The 20,260-nt window shown below is 35.7% G+C and carries 19 protein-coding genes, 2 tRNA genes and 1 rRNA gene; 4 read left to right on the top strand and 18 right to left on the bottom strand.

Annotation, left to right across the window (positions count from 1 at the left end):
- Positions 1 to 97: 97 nt before the first annotated feature.
- The 5 genes from AC4BC4_RS03765 to AC4BC4_RS03745 all read right to left on the bottom strand — a co-directional run bounded on the left by AC4BC4_RS03765 (position 98) and on the right by AC4BC4_RS03745 (position 3,811).
- Positions 98 to 170, bottom strand: a tRNA-Ala gene (locus tag AC4BC4_RS03765).
- 83 nt (positions 171 to 253) lie between these two features.
- Positions 254 to 1,814: ribosomal RNA gene (locus tag AC4BC4_RS03760) — 16S ribosomal RNA — on the bottom strand.
- 544 nt (positions 1,815 to 2,358) lie between these two features.
- Positions 2,359 to 2,874 carry a GNAT family N-acetyltransferase gene (locus AC4BC4_RS03755; protein WP_490476819.1) on the bottom strand — a complete coding sequence of 172 codons (516 nt, stop codon included), beginning with the start codon at positions 2,872 to 2,874 and terminating at the stop codon, positions 2,359 to 2,361.
- A gap of 132 nt (positions 2,875 to 3,006) precedes the next feature.
- Positions 3,007 to 3,378: a hypothetical protein gene (locus AC4BC4_RS03750; protein ID WP_438757137.1), complete on the bottom strand. Its 372-nt coding sequence runs from the start codon at positions 3,376 to 3,378 to the stop codon at positions 3,007 to 3,009.
- A 64-nt stretch (positions 3,379 to 3,442) separates the two neighbouring features.
- On the bottom strand, positions 3,443 to 3,811 hold the full coding sequence (locus AC4BC4_RS03745) for a CvfD/Ygs/GSP13 family RNA-binding post-transcriptional regulator (RefSeq protein WP_438757138.1): 369 nt from the start codon (positions 3,809 to 3,811) through the stop codon (positions 3,443 to 3,445).
- A gap of 202 nt (positions 3,812 to 4,013) precedes the next feature.
- On the opposite strand from AC4BC4_RS03745, the gene AC4BC4_RS03740 reads away from it, so the two are divergent.
- Positions 4,014 to 5,180, top strand: coding sequence for a MalY/PatB family protein (locus AC4BC4_RS03740; protein WP_490476818.1), 1,167 nt, complete (start codon positions 4,014 to 4,016; stop codon positions 5,178 to 5,180).
- A gap of 145 nt (positions 5,181 to 5,325) precedes the next feature.
- Here the strand turns inward: AC4BC4_RS03740 and AC4BC4_RS03735 are convergent, their stop codons facing one another.
- Positions 5,326 to 5,913 (bottom strand): peptidylprolyl isomerase, encoded by a 588-nt coding sequence (locus AC4BC4_RS03735; RefSeq protein ID WP_438757140.1) that lies wholly within the window; start codon positions 5,911 to 5,913, stop codon positions 5,326 to 5,328.
- Positions 5,914 to 6,137: 224 nt separating this feature from the next.
- On the opposite strand from AC4BC4_RS03735, the gene AC4BC4_RS03730 reads away from it, so the two are divergent.
- Positions 6,138 to 7,151 (top strand): NAD(P)/FAD-dependent oxidoreductase, encoded by a 1,014-nt coding sequence (locus AC4BC4_RS03730; RefSeq protein WP_438757141.1) that lies wholly within the window; start codon positions 6,138 to 6,140, stop codon positions 7,149 to 7,151.
- A 136-nt stretch (positions 7,152 to 7,287) separates the two neighbouring features.
- Here the strand turns inward: AC4BC4_RS03730 and AC4BC4_RS03725 are convergent, their stop codons facing one another.
- Positions 7,288 to 7,533: a DUF1450 domain-containing protein gene (locus AC4BC4_RS03725; RefSeq protein ID WP_490476817.1), complete on the bottom strand. Its 246-nt coding sequence runs from the start codon at positions 7,531 to 7,533 to the stop codon at positions 7,288 to 7,290.
- A gap of 86 nt (positions 7,534 to 7,619) precedes the next feature.
- Between AC4BC4_RS03725 and AC4BC4_RS03720 the strand changes: the two genes are divergently transcribed.
- Complete coding sequence (locus tag AC4BC4_RS03720) at positions 7,620 to 8,126, top strand: phosphatidylglycerophosphatase A family protein (RefSeq protein ID WP_490476816.1); 507 nt, start codon at positions 7,620 to 7,622, stop codon at positions 8,124 to 8,126.
- Positions 8,127 to 8,701: 575 nt separating this feature from the next.
- On the top strand, positions 8,702 to 10,006 hold the full coding sequence (locus AC4BC4_RS03715; RefSeq protein WP_438755906.1) for an ISL3 family transposase: 1,305 nt from the start codon (positions 8,702 to 8,704) through the stop codon (positions 10,004 to 10,006).
- Positions 10,007 to 10,447: 441 nt separating this feature from the next.
- Here AC4BC4_RS03715 and AC4BC4_RS03710 read toward each other — a convergent pair whose 3' ends face one another.
- From AC4BC4_RS03710 to AC4BC4_RS03660, 11 genes are all read right to left on the bottom strand, one after another.
- Entirely contained in the window at positions 10,448 to 11,293 is an 846-nt protein-coding gene (locus AC4BC4_RS03710) for a hypothetical protein (RefSeq protein ID WP_490476815.1), read from the bottom strand.
- 224 nt (positions 11,294 to 11,517) lie between these two features.
- Positions 11,518 to 12,237 (bottom strand): potassium channel family protein, encoded by a 720-nt coding sequence (locus AC4BC4_RS03705; RefSeq protein WP_490476814.1) that lies wholly within the window; start codon positions 12,235 to 12,237, stop codon positions 11,518 to 11,520.
- 1,464 nt (positions 12,238 to 13,701) lie between these two features.
- Positions 13,702 to 14,079 (bottom strand): hypothetical protein, encoded by a 378-nt coding sequence (locus AC4BC4_RS03700; RefSeq protein WP_479998274.1) that lies wholly within the window; start codon positions 14,077 to 14,079, stop codon positions 13,702 to 13,704.
- A gap of 2 nt (positions 14,080 to 14,081) precedes the next feature.
- Complete coding sequence (locus AC4BC4_RS03695; RefSeq protein WP_490476813.1) at positions 14,082 to 15,380, bottom strand: T7SS effector LXG polymorphic toxin; 1,299 nt, start codon at positions 15,378 to 15,380, stop codon at positions 14,082 to 14,084.
- A gap of 1 nt (position 15,381) precedes the next feature.
- Positions 15,382 to 15,720, bottom strand: coding sequence for a DUF3958 family protein (locus tag AC4BC4_RS03690; protein WP_490476812.1), 339 nt, complete (start codon positions 15,718 to 15,720; stop codon positions 15,382 to 15,384).
- Positions 15,720 to 16,016, bottom strand: coding sequence for a TIGR04197 family type VII secretion effector (locus AC4BC4_RS03685; protein ID WP_490476811.1), 297 nt, complete (start codon positions 16,014 to 16,016; stop codon positions 15,720 to 15,722). The genes AC4BC4_RS03690 and AC4BC4_RS03685 overlap by 1 nt, the downstream gene beginning before the upstream one ends.
- Before the next feature lie 447 nt (positions 16,017 to 16,463).
- Positions 16,464 to 16,835: a hypothetical protein gene (locus tag AC4BC4_RS03680; protein WP_490476810.1), complete on the bottom strand. Its 372-nt coding sequence runs from the start codon at positions 16,833 to 16,835 to the stop codon at positions 16,464 to 16,466.
- Between the two features lie 190 nt (positions 16,836 to 17,025).
- Positions 17,026 to 17,098 (bottom strand) — tRNA-Lys (locus tag AC4BC4_RS03675).
- Positions 17,099 to 17,210: 112 nt separating this feature from the next.
- Positions 17,211 to 17,342 carry a FeoB-associated Cys-rich membrane protein gene (locus tag AC4BC4_RS03670; protein ID WP_438757146.1) on the bottom strand — a complete coding sequence of 44 codons (132 nt, stop codon included), beginning with the start codon at positions 17,340 to 17,342 and terminating at the stop codon, positions 17,211 to 17,213.
- Positions 17,343 to 17,346: 4 nt separating this feature from the next.
- Positions 17,347 to 19,500, bottom strand: a complete 2,154-nt coding sequence (feoB, locus tag AC4BC4_RS03665) for a ferrous iron transport protein B (protein ID WP_490476809.1) — start codon at positions 19,498 to 19,500, stop codon at positions 17,347 to 17,349.
- A 3-nt stretch (positions 19,501 to 19,503) separates the two neighbouring features.
- Positions 19,504 to 19,971, bottom strand: coding sequence for a FeoA family protein (locus tag AC4BC4_RS03660; RefSeq protein ID WP_490476808.1), 468 nt, complete (start codon positions 19,969 to 19,971; stop codon positions 19,504 to 19,506).
- Between the last annotated feature and the right edge of the window lie 289 nt (positions 19,972 to 20,260).

Below are 20,260 nucleotides of genomic sequence, written 5' to 3'. Positions count from 1 at the left end.
CTCATTCAACGCGGTGTTCTCGGTTTGTTTTGATTACTTTTATACTTCAATATCCAGTTTTCAATGAACAATAATTTAGTAACCCATTGGTTACTAATGGAGCCTAGCGGGATCGAACCGCTGACCTCCTGCGTGCAAAGCAGGCGCTCTCCCATCTGAGCTAAGGCCCCGTGGTACATATTAATTTAAGAGTAAACCTCTCAAAACTGAACAAAGTGTCGACGAATGTATAAGTTTCCGTAATATTCCTTAGAAAGGAGGTGATCCAGCCGCACCTTCCGATACGGCTACCTTGTTACGACTTCACCCCAATCATCTATCCCACCTTAGGCGGCTGGCTCCACAAGGGTTACCTCACCGACTTCGGGTGTTACAAACTTTCGTGGTGTGACGGGCGGTGTGTACAAGGCCCGGGAACGTATTCACCGCGGCGTGCTGATCCGCGATTACTAGCGATTCCGGCTTCATGTAGGCGAGTTGCAGCCTACAATCCGAACTGAGAGAAGCTTTAAGAGATTTGCATGACCTCGCGGCCTAGCGACTCGTTGTACTTCCCATTGTAGCACGTGTGTAGCCCAGGTCATAAGGGGCATGATGATTTGACGTCATCCCCACCTTCCTCCGGTTTGTCACCGGCAGTCTCGCTAGAGTGCCCAACTGAATGATGGCAACTAACAATAAGGGTTGCGCTCGTTGCGGGACTTAACCCAACATCTCACGACACGAGCTGACGACAACCATGCACCACCTGTCACTTTGTCCCCGAAGGGAAAGCTCTATCTCTAGAGTGGTCAAAGGATGTCAAGACCTGGTAAGGTTCTTCGCGTTGCTTCGAATTAAACCACATGCTCCACCGCTTGTGCGGGCCCCCGTCAATTCCTTTGAGTTTCAACCTTGCGGTCGTACTCCCCAGGCGGAGTGCTTAATGCGTTAGCTGCAGCACTGAAGGGCGGAAACCCTCCAACACTTAGCACTCATCGTTTACGGCGTGGACTACCAGGGTATCTAATCCTGTTTGCTCCCCACGCTTTCGAGCCTCAGCGTCAGTTACAGACCAGAGAGTCGCCTTCGCCACTGGTGTTCCTCCATATATCTACGCATTTCACCGCTACACATGGAATTCCACTCTCCTCTTCTGCACTCAAGTCTCCCAGTTTCCAATGACCCTCCCCGGTTGAGCCGGGGGCTTTCACATCAGACTTAAGAAACCGCCTGCGCTCGCTTTACGCCCAATAAATCCGGACAACGCTTGCCACCTACGTATTACCGCGGCTGCTGGCACGTAGTTAGCCGTGGCTTTCTGGTTAGATACCGTCAAGGTAAGAGCAGTTACTCTCCTACTTGTTCTTCTCTAACAACAGAGTTTTACGATCCGAAAACCTTCTTCACTCACGCGGCGTTGCTCGGTCAGACTTTCGTCCATTGCCGAAGATTCCCTACTGCTGCCTCCCGTAGGAGTCTGGGCCGTGTCTCAGTCCCAGTGTGGCCGATCACCCTCTCAGGTCGGCTATGCATCATGGCCTTGGTGAGCCGTTACCTCACCAACTAGCTAATGCACCGCGGGTCCATCCATCAGTGACACCCGAAAGCGTCTTTCAAGTCAGCACCATGCGGTGTCGACTATTATGCGGTATTAGCACCTGTTTCCAAGTGTTATCCCCCTCTGATGGGTAGGTTACCCACGTGTTACTCACCCGTCCGCCACTCCTCTTTTCAAGTGAGTGCAAGCACTCGGTAGAAAAGAAGCGTTCGACTTGCATGTATTAGGCACGCCGCCAGCGTTCGTCCTGAGCCAGGATCAAACTCTCATAATAAAAGTTGAACACAATCCGAAGATTGTTAAGCTCATTTGGTTGCTAGCATATTGCTTCGCTTTGTTAAAAATTGTTGTTTGTTTTTACCGTTGTAAAAACAACCTACACATTTGGTTCGTCTTACTTTGTTCAGTTTTCAAAGGTCTACTGTGTTACCTCGCAGCAACTTTTATATCATATCAAATCTTCGATTCGATGTCAACACTTTTTTTAAAAAAGTTTCAAAGTTTTCTCTGCTTGATGTTATCGAATGTTTCGCGACAACTTCATTAGTTTATCAGGTCGTTTGTTATTTGTCAACAACTTTCTTCCTGATTTTTCAAGTTTTTATAAACTTGAAATGTTATTCTATTTTTATCGTTTGGCGTATTTCATCAGTGCCTTGCGACAAGATATAATATAACAAGTTTTTCTTTATTGGTCAACCATTTTTTTTGAAAAAAACAAAAAATATTTTCCACTTTTTTTCGCTTATAAATCCTATTTTCGCCTTTAAGATGTTAATTCAATTTCACAGCTTTATTTCTGTTAAAATATCGTTTAATCACGATTGTTTTTTATACATGTATGAAAATAGTTCGAATTTATTTCCATTAGAATCTTTAGAACTTCCGACGTTTATGAATTCATTTCCTGTATAGAAGCGTATTAACTTCTGATTACTAGCTAAACAATCTAATCGTAACTCCGATACTTCATTCCTAAATTTTACTTTTAAAGCACTTAATAATTCTTGTCCGTAATCTTTTCCTCTGTATGAAGGACGAATGATTACACGATGAAGATAGCAGGCTATTTGATCGAATCCAATGTTTTCCCAAAGTAGTTTATCCCAATCTGTCGGTTTTACCCAAGCAGCTGTCATTCCTATTAATTGATTCTTATTATAGAAGAAATAGACTTCTCCCTTTGCAACAGCGTCTGCTAATCCATGTCTATCTTCCCCTTGTAAAACGTCCGACCATTGACTGCTACCTGACTCTTTTAGCCACTCAGCACTTTCCTTTAATAAAGACATTGCTAATTGCATTTCTTCTATTGATGCTTGTTTTAATTTCATAGTCATTATCTCCTAATACTATAGTGGAAAAAAGCCTAGCAAAACTAGTATTCAGTTTTGCTAGGCTTTTTAAAGTTGGAATAAAAGGCGCTCACTAGCAAATTCCTTTTATTTTTATGTATCTGTTTCGTTTTAAAACATCGGTACTCCTTCAATATCATAAGAAGCTAATAAGTTTTTTAATTCAGATGGTTTTTCCCATACATATCTATCATCAATCGTTGGGACTGCATGATCTTCATTCATTTCAAACACAAATAAGGGCATATTTTCTGCGTCTGTATGAGCATTTGTTAACTCAACTAAATTAATTGACGTTACATCTAGTTGAATTTCTTCTTTGAAAACTTGCAACATACTTGCTAATCCTGTCATTTCTTCAGAAACTTTTGTTGTAACAAACGCCATTGACTCACCAACTGGATGAACCAGAAACTTCTTAGAACCATCATTTAAGTTCAGCATAATCGTACCAGCGACTTTTTTGTTAGACAAAACATCCACCTCAATTAATTTTTGTTTTCAGAAACTACGGAAATTGTACCATATTTTCTGAAAAAAAACAGAATTATTTCTCAAGCAGTGCATCCATTGCCTCATCAGTCCAGACAGGGAGCTCTTTTTCTAACGATTCAAACCCAATTTTTTTATTTTTATTCGTGAAATACTTTTTACGTCGATGATTCGGTTGTTGCACTTGGGGTTCTAAAGTTCTCAAAGACAGGCTGATTTTTTTTGAATACTCATCGATATCAATTACTTGAACTTGAACTTTTTGTCCAACTGTTAATAGACTATGAATGTTTTTAGTATATCCTGCTTGCACTTCTGAAACGTGTATCAATCCTTGGACAGTATCGCTTAGCGAAACAAAAGCACCATAAGGCTGAAGACCGGTAATTGTTCCATCAAGGATCATCCCTATTTTGTATTCCATATTATTATCCTCTTTTCATTATTCCCAACTCATAAATTTTTCTCATTTAAAATGATATCATGTTCCATTAAAAAGTGCATGAATTTATTTCTACGATTTATATTATTTTAGCTCTTTTTGTTCATATTTCATTCAAACTCCATTATACTATAATTAAGAGTTGTTTAAGTAAAAAGATTTATCAATAGAAAGGAAGAGCTGAATGGTAGAATTTGATACAGTCTATAATCGTCGTAATACGAATTGCTCTAAATGGGATTCCATTAAAGATACTTATGGAGAAGATGACTTGTTACCTTTGTGGATAGCAGACATGGATTTCAAAGCAAACACACCCGTGCTAGATGCATTAAGGAAAACAGCTGAGAAAGGTATTTTGGGTTACTCACCTGCTCCTGATTCATTATATAAAACAATTCAAAATTGGCAGCAGAGACACCATGATTATTCAATCAGTAAAGAAGCAATTCTGTTCAATAGCGGTGTTGTGCCTAGCCTCTCTTTAGCTATTCAAGCTTATACTGAACCTGGTGATGCTATTTTGATTCATGATCCTGTTTATCCTCCGTTTGCCAAAGTTGTTGAACAAAATGATCGCAAACTTGTCCGCAGTCAATTATTAACGGATCACGAGCATTTTATTATGGATCTTGAAGGAATGGAAAAGCAGATTATTGCTGAAAATATTCGCCTTTTTATTCTTTGTAATCCTCACAATCCAGGAGGACGTGTCTGGACAAAAATTGAATTAGAGGCTTTTGGTAAATTATGTGCAAAATACGATATTCTTGTCATTAGTGACGAGATACACCAAGATTTGATCTTCGCACCTCATGTCTTTACAACTTTTATGAATGTTCATCCGACATTCAAAGATTTCTCTATCACTTTAACGGCAGCAACAAAAACATTCAACCTAGCTGGCATTAAAAATTCAATGATTTTTATTGAAAATCCTGATTTGCGGAAACAATTTGTTACGGCACAGGAACGAAATTTCCAGAATGAAATCAATATTTTTGGCTATGTGGGAACAGAAGCTGCTTACCAGTATGGTGATAAGTGGTTGGAAGATTTGCTCGTTTATCTAAAAGGAAACATCGATACGGTTAGTGAATTCTTAAAAGCTGAACTTCCCACTGTCAAAATGATGCACCCGGAAGGAACTTATTTGATTTGGCTAGATTTTTCTGCTTTTAAATTGACTGATGCACAGCTACAAAATCAACTCATACACAAAGGGAAAGTTGTTCTAAATCCAGGAATCAGCTTTGGCCCTAACGGTACACAACATATGCGCTTGAATGTAGCTTGTCCAAAAGAAACACTATTAGAAGGCCTCCTTAGAATAAAACGTTCTTTTGAATAATTATAAAAAGAGCCCGAGACAAAACTAAAAATCAGTTTTGTTTCAGGGCTTCTATCTGAATAAAAGGCGAGACAAAAGCAGCTCCTTCTTATTTTCCGGAGCTAAACGCTTTTGTCTTGGCCTTTTTTAGTCAGTCACAAAATTCTTATTCATTAATTTCTATTTTATCAATGACTACATCAAATGTCGGACGATCTTGAGAATCTCTTTGTACTCCACCGATTTCATCCACTACATCCATACCTTCTACTACATGACCAAAAACCGTATGACGGAAATCTAACCAAGGTGTTCCACCTTTTTTATAAGCTTCGATCACTTCTGTTGGAAAACCAGCACCTTCTAATTGACCAAACATATTGGCTGGTACATTTTGGTTGTTTACGATAAAGAACTGACTTCCATTCGTATTTGGCCCAGCATTTGCCATCGATAGTGCGCCACGTAAATTAAAGACATCTTTAGAAAATTCATCTTCGAATTTCTCACCGTAAATACTTTCACCACCCATACCTGTTCCTGTGGGATCTCCCCCTTGGATCATGAAATCTGGAATTACACGGTGAAAAATTACGCCATCGTAATATCCTTTTTTCGCTAATTGAACAAAGTTTTCAACTGTTTTTGGTGCATGTTCTGGAAAAAGTTGAACCATAATGTCTCCGCGGTTCGTTTTTATCAAGGCTTTAGGACCTTTTGCATTTGCTAAATCTAATTGTGGAAATTCTGACATCGTTATTTCCTCCTCGTTAATTTTTACTTACTTATAATATCATAAACAACTTCACTTGAAAATTCTAATATCTTTGCTACTCTTTAAAGATAAGCTTTTTTCACAAACTCTTACTTGCTTTTTTCTGTTACAAGTGCTATTTTGTGAAAAACGATATACTACATTTTTGGTTTCATTTCATATAGATGAAAACTTTTTTATTATAGAAACTGGAGGAAATTTTGATGTCTGATTCAAAAAACATTTATGATCTAACCATAGTCGGTGCAGGTCCTGTCGGTCTTTTCGCTGCTTTTTATGCAGGGATCCGTAAGGCGAAAACAAAAATTATTGATAGTTTACCCCAACTCGGCGGACAATTATCAACCCTATATCCTGAGAAATATATTTATGATGTTCCCGGTTTTCCTGCAATTAAAGCCAGCGAGCTAATTGAAAATTTAGAAAAGCAAATTGCTCCTTTCGCACATGAAACATGTCTGGAAGAAGAAGTGAAGAATTTAGTTCAAGAAGATGGTTACTTACGTATCGAAACCTCAAAAGGTATTCATTATTCTAAAGCAGTCATCTTCGCTATCGGAAATGGTTCATTTCAGCCTAGACGTCTAACCATTGATGGTGCTGCAGAGCTTGAAGGGAATCACGTTCATTATTATGTTACAGATATGAACAAATTTTCTGGAAAAAAAGTTGCAATAGCAGGCGGCGGCGATTCTGCAATCGATTGGGCTTTGATGTTAGAACCAATTGCTGAAGAAGTTTCGATCATCCATCGTCGTCCCGATTTTCGCGGACATGAACATAGTGTGGATAATTTAAAAAACTCTGAAGTATCTATCTACACACCTTATATTATCGATCAATTATTGGTAGAGGATAATTCATTCAAAGGCATACAATTGAAAGAAACAAAAGCAGATAATTTTGAAAAGCTGACTTTGGATTCTTTGATCATCAATTATGGGTTTACTTCATCTTTGAGTCACTTAAAAGACTGGGGATTAGACGTAAGTCGAAACGCAATCGAAGTCAATTCGGATATGTCTACAAACATTCCCGGTGTTTATGCCGTTGGCGATATTTGTAATTATGACGGAAAAGTAAAACTAATCGCAACAGGATTTGGTGAAGCACCTACAGCCGTCAACAATGCCTTACACTTTATTAAACCAGATACAAGAACTCAGCCGATGCATAGTACTAGTTTATTTGAAGGAAAAGAAGCGAATAAGTTTTAATAGATAGTAGCTAACATCGTTTAGCTAAAAAAGGCTAGGAGCAAAAGCAACTCCTTCGGAAATAAGTTGAAATTCACAAAAATTTCCTCTTATTTCTCGAAGTTAAACGCTTTTTGTTCCTAGCTTTTTTTAGGGATCAGTTTCCCATTTCTTCTTGCCAAAGCAAAATAGCTTTCTTGACATTAACAACTAGATCTTCTGGTGTGGCACCTGTAATTCGTTCTCCTTCAAATAAAACAAAGAATGTTTGCGCACAAAGATCACACTCATTCATACAAGAATAAGAAATCACATCACCATTTTCTTCAATAAACGGATCGCTTAACAACAATTCTCCGCCTTTAGCTAAATTTTGTTCACAACATTCTATTAGTGGATTCATTGATCTTCTCCTTGCATTTTTATCTTTAGATAGTATACCATTGATATATTCTAAATTTAAAAATGACGCATTGGAGGTTTTTTATTTTGGTAATAGAAGGTAAAACGTTAGAGAAAGAGGCTCGTCAATTACTGAAAGATCGTGGTGTTGAAATGAACGATTTAGCAGAACTAGTTTTATTTTTACAAAAGCCATACATGGAGTATCTTGATCTTGCCACTTGTATTGAACACGTTGACAGTGTTTTATCAAAACGTGAGGTTCATAATACGATTATTACGGGTATTCAATTAGATATTTTAGCTGAAGAAAAAAAATTGCTTCATCCTTTACAAGAGATTTTAGAAAAAGATGAGGGACTTTATGGTATTGACGAAGTTTTGGCACTTTCGATCGTAAATGTTTATGGTTCAATCGGTTTTACAAATTACGGCTATATTGATAAAGTAAAACCTGGTATTTTGGCCAGATTGAATTCTCATGAAGGACCGCAAGTTCATACGTTTTTAGATGACATTGTCGGTGCTATCGCAGCAGCTGCAGCTAGTCGTTTAGCTCATTCTCAACCTGAAAAAAGCAGTATCACACAATAATAATAATACGAGAAAAACCTTAGTATACCAAGATGAGTCGGTAAGTATACTAAGGTTTCGGCTTTTTTATATTTTTGACAGCTTTTCAATTGCGTCCGAAGTAACCCTTATATTATAATAAGTTTAAAGTATACGACATACTCATATACTTATGTTTAAAGCTACCACTATAGGCAAAAAAGAGTTTATTCTGATTTAATGAGCACATTTCTTCAATCGTTTGATTTTCTTCCCCAAAAGATAAATCAAAACCTATAGTGGTAAACTTTATTCAATATACCCTAATTCGTTAATTGAGACTTGTCTTAAACGAGTCTACAAAATTGACAAGGATATCTACAATAAGAGATAGAAGTAAAAAAATAAAAAACGGTATCAGAATTACTTCCAATACCGTTGTATCGTTCAATAAGTAAACGCTGGCATGTTCATCCTCTCCTGTATTTTTGGCTCTATACTTTCTGATGTTGGTGAGAAATCACCGGCATCTTTTTTTAATGCAAAATAATAGAAAAGACATCCCGATATCCTTTAGAATTAAGTCGACTAAAACCAATTAAAAGGAGGAAATCAAGATGTCTTACACCAATCTTATCAAAAATACCTTAGATATTCTAGACTTAAACATTACTTTTACTGAAAATTCTTTAGAAAAAGAACGCATTAAGGGACGAATTTGTCAGGTATTTTCTGGTACATTAGACTATTTAGCCCACTCCTGTCTTCATTGTGGAGAGAAAGAAAAAGGAAAGATTATTCGTTGGGGCTATACGACTTGTCTTATTTTAATGAACGATGTGTCTGAGTATCAAACGTATTTACGCTTGAAGAAACGCCGTTTCTTCTGTTATTCCTGTGAAAGAACGTTCGTCGCTGAAACAAGTCTGATCCAAAAAGGGTGTTCGATTTCTAAGAAAGTGAAGCTATCCATTGCCGATCGATTAAGAAAGGTCACGTCTATGAGTGAGATTGCGCGTCAAAAGAAGGTCTCTGTTTCTTCTGTCTATCGCGTCTTGAAACAATTTTATGAACCGAAAAAAATCAATCGCCTGACCTTGCCTGAAGTCCTTTGTTTTGATGAATTTAAATCGGTTAAACAGGTCGCTGCTTCTATGAGTTTTATCATGATGGATGGTCAAACAAAGCAGTTAATTGATGTCATTGAAAACCGTCAATTGTCCTTTTTACAACGTTATTTTTCACGATTCTCTTTGTCTGTTCGTGAACGTGTAAAATATATCGTTTGTGATATGTACGCTCCTTATTTTTCTCTCGTCAAAAAATTGTTTCCTATGGCTCAGATTATTCTCGATCGCTTTCACATTGTCCAACACATTGGACGAACCTTTTTAAAACACCGCATTCAACGAATGAATCTGTTTCTCCAGAAAGGAACTGTAGAGGCAAAAAAATATCGACACTTGAAGAAGTACTGGAAACTTCTTCAAAAGAACCAATCGAAGCTCGATTTTGAAAAACGCCAATGGCGTCCTTCTTTCCGCACCTATTTAACAGAAACAGAACTCGTTGATCGACTCCTTGCATATGATGAGGAGTTAAAATCTGGTTACACCTGTTATCAGAACGTTCTTTATGCGGTACAAACACGAGACTACACAAGATTCCACTCGCTATTAGAACAAGATTGTTCTGGACTTCCCGTCTATTACCAAACAGTTTTTTCTACCTTTAAGAAAGTTCAAAATGAAATTAAGCATGCTCTAGAATTATCCTATTCCAATGGCCCATTGGAATGCTTGAACAACCATATCAAAGTGTTAAAGAGAAATGCGTATGGGTTTCGTAACTTTTATAACTTTAAATTGAGAATTGCTTTATGCTTTGGTAACGTTCTTTTTCAGCCAAATAGAAAAACCTAGAGGTATTTTCCTCTAGGCCTTACAATAATTGATTTAATTCTTTGGATTTTCTTCACCAACATTAGTTGACAAAGAGCCGTATTTTTAGGGGTAGATATTTTCCTAAAAATTGAGTACAATAAATCATGTCAGTGCTTTTGCATTGACGAGGGCAACTTGATTGGTCAGTCTCTTGACTCATCAGGGCTTCGTAGTTTGGCGGCCACCAAACTGTGAAGTGCCTTTTTTTATTTTATTATTTCACTTCTATCCTGTACTTATTGTACAAGATGAGTGAATGTTTCGTCAATGCTGATTGTGCTTTATTTTTTCATTATAAATCGATTATTCTTTAAAGAAATCGTAGGTAAAAGACTTTCATTCTACTTTTTTGTCAGTAGACATTCTTATTAACTAGCTTGAATTTACTTTCGTTTCCTTTTAAAACAATTATTCAAATCATCAATTTGTTGATACCGTCATTTTAAGTGCTTGTAGTGCATCGAAATGTTGAATCGTGTATACTGTTGTTCCTCTTTGCCAAACAACTGAATTATTTTGATAACTATCACTTGTAGTTGTTGTTAAAGATAGTTGGCCAACATTTTGAGGTGCTGGGAGCATCGCTGTTTCTAAATAAGCTACAGCTTCTTTAGCTAAAGGTTCAGCTTTTTCTCCCCCAACATTTGAAGCTCTAACGACCATACTCCAATTTCCTTCTTGCCATGATAAGAAACTAGAACCTGCAGCTCCTTGTTGATACCCCGTAATACCGTAACCTAAATCAACCTGTCTTCCACCGTTATCAATGATTTGATTGACCGCATTAGCTGCTGCAGTAGTTGAATCATAAGATTTTTTTTCGAAAGAAGCGATTGGTTGCAAGTCGTTGACGGCAAGATCATTGACCGCGATCGCACGATTTTCAGCATAATATAAGAGTCTAAAATTCCCTTGATCAGCTGTACTTGTCGTTGCTGCAGTCAAATACTCCGGAGTTTGGCTTGTTAAGATTGCTTGTGGTAGTTGATCGTTTGGAAACTCTTTATTTAACTGATTTAAAACCGCCTCTGCTTGTTTTGCTGGTGTATTTTTTTCTGATTTAATAGTAGATTGGCTTTCACTTGTCTTTGTTTCTGACGAGGATGATTTTGTTGCGCTTTGGCTACTAGATATTGTAGTCGTTTGACTAGTTTTTTCAGTTTCCTTAGTTGAAGTTGAACTTTCAGTGGTCTTATCTTTTCCGCCACAGGCAGCCAAGGATAAGCTTGCAAGTAATATAAATGAATAAATAAATTTCTTTTTCATAATTTTTCCCCCTAGGTATTTCCTTACTACAGTTTATCATTAAATAATGGAATACTCACTTCATATGACTACTCTCTTTATTGGGCTATTTACGAATGAATAAATAAAAAAGAAAACACCTATTTCATGTTTGAAGCATCTAGTGTATAAAATACCATTTTCATGGACCCTGAATGCTTACCTATTTCTTTTTTGCCAATAGATACATATCGTTCTAAACGATTTCAGTTTTTATCTTCTAAGTTTTTAGATAAATTTTCAACTAATTTCGTCAATTCATCCACTTTGTTATTTAACTGTTTTATATCTTCATTCTCTGGTTTGTCTTTCTTTTTATTCGTCTTTTTACCTCTAAAATAGTTCGTTATTGTTGAGGTCAGCATACCAATGAAGCCGATACCAAATAACATTGTTATCGCAGCTATAATTTTTCCCCATCCCGTTTTTGGTACTATATCTCCGTAGCCCACTGTAGTCATAGTTACAATGCTCCACCAAATACTATCTTCATAACTAATATTTTCAACTACACTAAAAAAACCACTACCTACAAACACAATACAGGCACTAGCATACAATGCATATATAAACCCATTTCTATATAAGATACTGTTCTTATTATGACCTAACTTTGCCAACAAATTTACGATTCTAAATATTCTATTTGATTTTGCTAAAATGCCGATATTTAAAAGACTTAAAGGAATGATTGCGAATAAATCAAATATATTCTCTGTAAAGTACTTTCTCTTATTTGTTGCTAGTAAAAATCTTACTAAATAACTAATAGTGAATAATATTAGTATAGAAGTGTCTATTAGATTATAGGGAAAGCTACTAATACTAATTACACCGGCTAAACTTAATATAAAGAGCAATATCCAAAAAAAGGTTAGGATAAAATCACTTACAACGTATAATTTATGTATCGTCTTTTGGCTCAAATCAGTTCATCTCCTCTAAAGCTATATCACTATTTGGTAGTATAAAAAATCTCACAATTTCATTTTACCATCTTCTTTATGTATATGGTTAATTTAAAAATGTGACTGCTGTCAATTTCGTTTACTGAGAGCTAATTTCAACTATGTAAAAAATACCATGTACCTTCTTTTTGAAACGGTTCTCAATATTAAAAAATTTGTAATCATATAGAATAATAATCAAAGGAGGTATCTGCAAAAGCCATCTTCTTATAGTCTTCAAAACTTACATCGTCGATTTGTTGCTTCATCTGATTATATTCTACATGAAGATAGTTCGGTAATGGCGTTTAATTTTATAAAAATCATAAGAGTATTTTCACTAAATACATGTTCATTCATTTAGTAACTTTCTCTATGAACCTAAAAATCATAGCCAACTAGTTTCAGCGGTCAATACTAAATTAGTCGGTTTGGAGGACGAAACATTAGAACATATTCTAGCGATTTTAAAATCTTTGAATGATAAATAATATAAGCCACTAGTAATTGACTTGAATGAGTCAGTGCTAATGGCTTTTTGATTTATCAAAAATGTGATCAATTTTTGTTCACGAGATTAAAATAGACAAAAAAGAGAACGCCTATTCCATCTTCTAAACGTCTAAAGACGCCGACAGAATACCGTTCTCGTGGGTTTGGCACTCAATTGGTCGTAAGGGAATCCATCCCTCTTTTCAATGTGATTCAATATGCTATATTCAGCAGTAAATAGTAGTTTTTTCTGTAATTCAAATTAAATAGGTTGTAATAACTTTAAACGAGTTTGTATTCAAATTCGTATTCAAAATTTCGATATGGAGATGGTGAGAAGTATATTTGTATAAAGTTTGGTAAAACTTAATGATAATATGGAGCATAGAACTCTACTAGTATCTAAAGTATCCTTTTTTATGTCATACTTGCTGACACAAGAAGGGATACTTTAAATTTATTTTTGTATTTCAAATAGCTAGAAATTTTACAATACTAAATCTCCTATTATAAAATTTCTTTTAATGAGCTGAATGTCTTTCCCAGAAACAACAATAGACTTAAACTCTAATCCTTTATACATTCCATATCTTGCTACTTAATACTTAAGTTACAGTTAAATCTTTACTTTTAACCAGCTAATTATCTTATATATCAAGAAACACTACGCTATAATTTTTTAATTATCCTTACAACTTGATTACGTAATTCATTAATTAACAATTAAATACGCTAAAACTACTTTTTTATCCTAAATTTTTGTTACTGCATTACATAGTTGATTCATTTATGAGATTAAAATATTAACAGCATTCCAGTCACATGATATAGTTTTTCAGTACATAGATATTTTTTAACTGAAATTGTTGCTTGCTCTTTTTTTAAACATGTAGTGTTAATATTTATTTCCTAATCATAAAACCATTATTATTATTCGAACAGATAACTTAATTAATTCATTTCTTTAATTTCTACACTTTCTGCTAACACCCATCCATTCAATCCATAAGAAGAATATAATACTTGATAGGTCATGTGCTCTTTCCTTATTTCCTCTTCCAACTCTTCTAATGAATTATACCTCATTGGCCATACATTTTTTTTCCCTTGAATCAATAATTCTTTATTCTCTATAAAAAATTTATCTAAAACTCTTTCTTCTAGGTCTAAGATAATACTATAGGGCATTTCATCATAAAATTTGTAGCATAGAAAGTTATGGAATATAATTTGTTTTTCTTTCTCATCATCAGATATATTCATAACTATATCCTTACTTTCAAAATTTACAAAATAGCTTTTTATTTCATAGTCATGTACCATATTCATTTCTACCATTCTCCTTTTTGTCTGGGTATTTTTTTATTCCAATCCCACTTATGTCTATGAGGGAATTCATGTGTTCCATCGTCAGGGTGATTGTAGTCTATATCTTCAATCGGTAGACCATCTGGTCCATAGTATCTTCTTTGTTTTACTGAACCGTCATCATTTAATAAGTCAGCGGATGAGTTTGGTTCGCCCTCTTTATCCAGATTTCTTTTCTCTGAATCAAAGACTTTATGTTTCTTAGCAGGTTTTCCTTCTTCACAACTTTTATCTAGTTCAGCAGTCTCATCAATCGCATTGATGGTGGGTACATTATTTATTTTATCCAAAATAGATTGTCCTACTTTAATAGTTCCTGCACCTTTTCTAATTATATCAATACCTTTACCTATTTTACCAATGTTTCCTAATATCCCACCAAAAGCGGGTGACAATGGCATTTCATTTCTCATTACTTTTACTTCTTCAACTTTATATTGGTCTTTTCCTAGATAATTTTTGCATTTTTCTAGTTGATTATAGAGATTAGGATGAGCATTTGGTGATACAATTTTTCCATCTTTCATTAAATACCAATTTTTTTTAGTTCCTAAGGTACTACAAATAATAGTATAACCATTTAAACTTGCAATTGTTTGTTTCATTTCTCGATTCTTCGCTTCTTGTTTCATTTTCTCTCGTTGTTGCCATCGTGCATTTATAGGGCTTGCCCATGTCATGTTTAACCGACCGATGTCAAAAGTTCCAGAAGCTGAATTCCATGCTTTGCAATCCTTAACCTGTGCTAAACCATTATTAAATTCTTGCTGACAAGCTTCATATTCCGCAAAAATACTGGCTGAACGAGCATTATACGCATGGAATTTCTCCAATTGTTCTCTCTTCTTGGAAATAACATCACAAGCATTCATGTATCGTCGTTCCAAATCTGGTCGCATGGTTTTAGCCACATGCATTTGTCTTTCTAATTCTCGTTTTAATTGTTCAAACCGCTGAATTTGGCTTTGAATTTGGTCTTCATCTGTATCTATACTACTAACCATTCCTTGGTACTCACTTAACAATCGTTTATGGGCACTTTCAAGAGCTTCACCAGTTAAAATAGCAGACCGACAAATTGGTGTATAAACTGTCCCAAAATAACTTTTTGCTGAATCATAAGCTTTTCCTGATAAAGGTGCAGATAAAAATTGTGAAATACTGCTTTGTAATGAAGAAATGGCCTGACTCGCTTGCTTATTCATTCGAGAGGCTTCATTTCCCTGTTGCTGTATCTCTCCTACATAAAATTTTAACCCCATCCTACTGCTCCTTTTCTTTCACTTGCTCTTTTCTTTGTTGAATGTACAATTCTTCTTCTTTATCAATCAGTTGTCTTCTAGTATTTTTCAGTTTATCTTCTTGTTCTTCCAATTGCCGTTGTGCTTTTTTGGCTAAAGAGAAACTATCTTCTCCTTTATTTTTGAAATACTGACGCTCTTCTGGAGGACTTGTTTCTACCACTTCTGCGTAAAGACGCTGTTCCTTTTGTTGTAAAGCGAAGAACTCTTCTTGTTGCTGTTCAACTGAACGAATTTCCACTCTAATCCTATCTTGTTCATCTTGAACTTGACGGATTTTTGTTTGATAGTTTATCTCCATTATTTGAACCAGCTCCCTAATGAATTGGATTGAAATTGTTGAGAAGCTTGTTGGTCAATCACAGCAAAGTCTTTTGCAACAGAATGAATCGCATTGCCTGCCGAAACAATACTTGTAGATAGTTGTTTTAATCCTTTTCCGTAATTTATTGTGGACGTTTTTGCTAGTTCATTTCCAGCAACATTGGTTCTAGATGCTACACTAGTAGAAGCATTGATACTATTTAAGGCACTAGCAGATTTGCTAAATGAAGCGGATACACTGCCTGCAACAGTTGTACTACTTTTAACACCCATTCTAATTCCTCTTTATCTTTATAAACATCACTTATTATCTTATTTAATATCTAATTATATCAAATTTCCTATTTTTATGTTTTATTTTTTTATCATTTTTCGTAAATTATTATTTTTATTTATAATAGCTATCTACTACCTTATAAAATGTTATATAACTGATTGTCATTCATTACCAAAACTACTCATAATGGTATTTACAACCTTTTGTAATCTAGATAAAAAAGAGATAATAAGTATTTATACTTACTACCTCTAATTTGTCGTTGTTAAACTAAGTTATTTATCGATTGCTGTAATGCAATAGTGGCATTATCAATATCTAATTGATTAGCATCTAGGTTATCATATACATATTTGCATCTGCAAGTTTAATCATTAATACCGACCAGCCATGCACACTATAATTTGATTCCTCTAATGTTAATGCTAGATTGTAAGCTTCTTTTAGTTTTTCTTTATCAACTGTTGATTCTTCTTCTGTTTTATTTCTGACACATATACATTTTCTAATTTTTCATCATTGATAAAGTAATTAAGATATTTTTTGTATTCATTCAAAGTTTTTGGTTTATTATGATTTAACCGTTCCTTATGCCACTTATCCAATAAATCATCAAATGTCCCTAATATTATTACATTTTTTTCTATTGCTCCATATTTATTTTTTTCTTTTTCTAATTCTTCTTTAGTTCTTTTTTCGCCCCATATATGACTTCTTTGGTCTTTTCTAGGTAGATTCCTATTTTTCGGGTCTCTATATGATATTTTGGCTCTCCATAGACCATTTTTTAATACTGCTTTAGACATACTTGCCATTTTTAAATCCCCTCCTTTTAGACCATACTACCATCATTTTCTTACTCTTTAAATAGGTTTATTATCAGGTTTTCAAAATGGGAATTGCTCCAAATGTGCTCCAAAAGCACAAAAAAAGATACCACGCACACTCTTTTCGAAACGTCTTTCAACGCCAAGAATGCACTGGTATCTAGGGTTTGGCACCCAATGGGTCGTAAGGGGCTCGAACCCATGACCCGCTGATTAAGAGTCAGCTGCTCTACCAACTGAGCTAACGACCCGAATAATTTAATACTTAAGTATTGTAGCACTTGAAAGGCGTTTATTCAAGAGGAAACATCAGACACAGTGAAATAAATTACAAGTATTTTATCTCACTGTATCGGACTCTTTTCACTTTTCTGCTTCTTTCTTCACAGGACATGTGGTGTGGCAATCATCACAGCTCTTTCCTTTACGGATTCGAGAAAAGACGACATACCCCGCACCGCCAAAAATCAAGACTGCTAAAACAAACGTCGACATGTTCTTACCCTCTTTCTATAGTTGCCATTGTGATTACTATCTCTTCTTTTTCTTTTGGTTTTCTAGCTAAATAATAGCCTATAATGATCAGCAGTAATGACGCAATAAATATACCTAAACCAATTTGCCCTTGCTCAAAGAAAACATGCCCAAATTGATAAATAATAAAGCTGAAAACGTATGCTAGACCACATTGGTAACCAATCGCACCCCAAGTCCACCTCCAGTCACCCATCTCTCTACGAATCGCTCCAATAGCCGCAAAACAGGGTGCACATAACAAATTAAAGACCAAAAATGAATACGCTGCGACCGGTGTAAACGCACCTTGTAATGCAGACCAAACCTCTACACCATCTTCAGAGACTTCGCCTAAATGACCAAACAAAATCCCAAATGTACCAATCACATTTTCCTTTGCCACTAAACCTGTAATCGTAGCAACCGCGCCTTGCCAAGTTCCCCAGCCAAGTGGTGCAAACAACGGTGCAATTACCTTGCCTAAGTTTGCCAAAATACTTTGGTCTTCGGCAGCTTCTTGTAGTGTGAATGTATACGTTGACGTAAACCAAATAATGATACTCATCACAAAAATAATTGTTCCTGCTTTTTTTACAAACGATTTACTACGATCGTATGCATGACGGAGAACGCCACGTAATTGTGGCATATGATACGCTGGTAATTCCATAATAAAGGGTGCTGGATCTCCTGAAAATGAACGTGTCTTTTTCAATGCGATTCCAGATAATACAATAGCTGCGATCCCGATAAAATAAGCAGATGGTGATACCCAGCTACTTTTCGGAAAAAAAGCGCCAGCAATTAATGCAATAATTGGTAATTTTGCTGAACACGGCATAAACGTAGTAACCATGATCGTCATTTTACGATCCTTTTCATTTTCGATCGTACGACTTGCCATGACCCCAGGTACACCACAGCCTGTTGCAATCAGCATAGGGATAAAGGATTTACCCGACAAGCCAAATTTTCTAAACAAACGATCCATGACAAAAGCGATTCTCGACATATAACCACAATCTTCTAAGAAGCCTAGACACAAGAACAAAACTGCTAATTGAGGCAAGAAACCTAATACAGCTCCAACCCCTGCGATGATCCCATCTAAAATCAAACTTTGCATCCATGGTGCGACATGCCAGCTAGCTAACAAACCTCCCACAGTATTTGGCACAATGTTTCCAAATAATTCATCATTGATCCAGTCGGTTCCCATTGTTCCTACCGTTTGAATCGCTAAATAATAAACAAACCACATGATTGCTGCAAATATCGGTAAAGCCAACCAACGATTAGTCACGATTCGATCGATCTTATCGCTTGTGTTAAATGTGATTTCATTTCTTTCAATCGCACAAAAAGCTGTTAGACGAGTGATAAATTCGTATCGTTCATTAATAATGATTGCTTCACTATCATCACCAAAAATTTGTTCTGCAATCCTAATTATTTCTTCTATTTCTTTTTGCTGCAATGTGCTCAATTCTAATTCTGCCTGGATCCTAGTATCTCTTTCAAATAATTTGATACTATACCAACGTGCTTGTTTTTCTAATACACTATTCCCTAAAACGTCTATGATTTCGTTTAATGCTGCTTCTAAACGATTATTATACGTTGGATAATTCAATTCTGAAGGAAAAACGTCAGTTGCTTTTATTGCTTTTTTTACTAAGTCATTCAATCCACGATTTTTTAAGGCACTGACACCTAATACATCTACTCCTAATCCGTAGGAGAGCTTCTCAATATTAATTTTTCTTTCGGTTTTATCTAAAATATCCATCATATTCAAACCAATAACAACGGGGATTCCCGTCTCCATCAATTGAGTTGTTAAATATAGGTTTCGTTCTAAGTTTGTGGCATCGACAATATTGACAATAACATCTGGACTACCACTGAGCAAATAATCTCTGGCAACCACTTCTTCCGGCGTGTAAGGGGAAAGAGAATAAATACCTGGTAAATCTTGAATCGTTACTTGCTTGTTTCTTTTCAGCTTTCCCTCTTTTCGTTCAACCGTCACACCTGGCCAATTTCCTACATATTGATTTGCACCTGTCAATGCATTAAATGCTGTTGTTTTCCCACTATTCGGATTTCCTGTCAGTGCGATATGCTGTTCTTTCATTGCTTACCCCTCCTTTTGTACCAAGACTAATTCGGCTTCATTTTTTCTTAGCGTCAGTTCATATCCTCGAAGATTGATTTCGATCGGGTCTCCTAAAGGCGCCATTTTTCGTACAAGGATATCTACACCCTTTGTCAGTCCCATATCCATTAACCTTCTTTTAACAGCACCTTGCCCATGAATACCTACTACTTGCGCTTTTTCTCCTACTTTTAATTGATCTAGAGATAACCAGTTTTCTTCATTGATACTTTTTTCTACTATTATAATCTGTTTTAGCACAGATAAATTGATCGCAATACGGCTATTGTGCAATAAAAAAATGCCATTTTCACCGGAATAATTCACCAGCACAACTTTTCCACCTGGCAAAAGTCCAAGATTACTTAAGTGTTTCTTCGCAAAACCTTCTGCCTGAATCTTTTCAATTATATAAACCTTATTCAATTTTGCCTGTGCCAACGTCAGCATTGCGTTATCCTCCTTAATTTAAAAACTGAACGAGCTTACTTATCACGACCTAGGTAAAGTACAAAAGAGGAGACTTAAGCATTGTGAAAAAGTTTCATCTATTATTCTATTGATATTGAGAATCGTTCTCATTAAGTATACTTGTTTGTGATGTTTAAATCAATCTTCTTTCTACTTCATGATAAGAAAATATTTTCAATCAAAAAAGAGCTTGATTCATTAGTGTGTCCTATTTCTACTACCCCCTACATCTTGTGTTCAATCGATTAGAATTTTCAAGATAAAATTT

Source organism: Enterococcus sp. AMC1086 (assembly GCF_058216575.1).
This window is presented reverse-complemented; position numbering and strand designations above follow the sequence as displayed.

Coding starts and splice junctions, on each gene's coding strand:
- AC4BC4_RS03735 (WP_438757140.1), bottom strand. CDS start 5,913: ATGTCAGAATTTCCACAATTAGATTTAGCAAATGCAAAAGGTCCTAAA.
- feoB (WP_490476809.1), bottom strand. CDS start 19,500: ATGAAAGAACAGCATATCGCACTGACAGGAAATCCGAATAGTGGGAAA.
- AC4BC4_RS03730 (WP_438757141.1), top strand. CDS start 6,138: ATGTCTGATTCAAAAAACATTTATGATCTAACCATAGTCGGTGCAGGT.
- AC4BC4_RS03710 (WP_490476815.1), bottom strand. CDS start 11,293: ATGAAAAAGAAATTTATTTATTCATTTATATTACTTGCAAGCTTATCC.
- AC4BC4_RS03660 (WP_490476808.1), bottom strand. CDS start 19,971: ATGCTGACGTTGGCACAGGCAAAATTGAATAAGGTTTATATAATTGAA.
- AC4BC4_RS03700 (WP_479998274.1), bottom strand. CDS start 14,079: ATGAATATGGTACATGACTATGAAATAAAAAGCTATTTTGTAAATTTT.
- AC4BC4_RS03755 (WP_490476819.1), bottom strand. CDS start 2,874: ATGAAATTAAAACAAGCATCAATAGAAGAAATGCAATTAGCAATGTCT.
- AC4BC4_RS03680 (WP_490476810.1), bottom strand. CDS start 16,835: ATGGCAAGTATGTCTAAAGCAGTATTAAAAAATGGTCTATGGAGAGCC.
- AC4BC4_RS03715 (WP_438755906.1), top strand. CDS start 8,702: ATGTCTTACACCAATCTTATCAAAAATACCTTAGATATTCTAGACTTA.
- AC4BC4_RS03745 (WP_438757138.1), bottom strand. CDS start 3,811: ATGGAATACAAAATAGGGATGATCCTTGATGGAACAATTACCGGTCTT.
- AC4BC4_RS03685 (WP_490476811.1), bottom strand. CDS start 16,016: ATGGGTGTTAAAAGTAGTACAACTGTTGCAGGCAGTGTATCCGCTTCA.
- AC4BC4_RS03725 (WP_490476817.1), bottom strand. CDS start 7,533: ATGAATCCACTAATAGAATGTTGTGAACAAAATTTAGCTAAAGGCGGA.
- AC4BC4_RS03670 (WP_438757146.1), bottom strand. CDS start 17,342: ATGTCGACGTTTGTTTTAGCAGTCTTGATTTTTGGCGGTGCGGGGTAT.
- AC4BC4_RS03695 (WP_490476813.1), bottom strand. CDS start 15,380: ATGGGGTTAAAATTTTATGTAGGAGAGATACAGCAACAGGGAAATGAA.
- AC4BC4_RS03740 (WP_490476818.1), top strand. CDS start 4,014: ATGGTAGAATTTGATACAGTCTATAATCGTCGTAATACGAATTGCTCT.
- AC4BC4_RS03690 (WP_490476812.1), bottom strand. CDS start 15,720: ATGGAGATAAACTATCAAACAAAAATCCGTCAAGTTCAAGATGAACAA.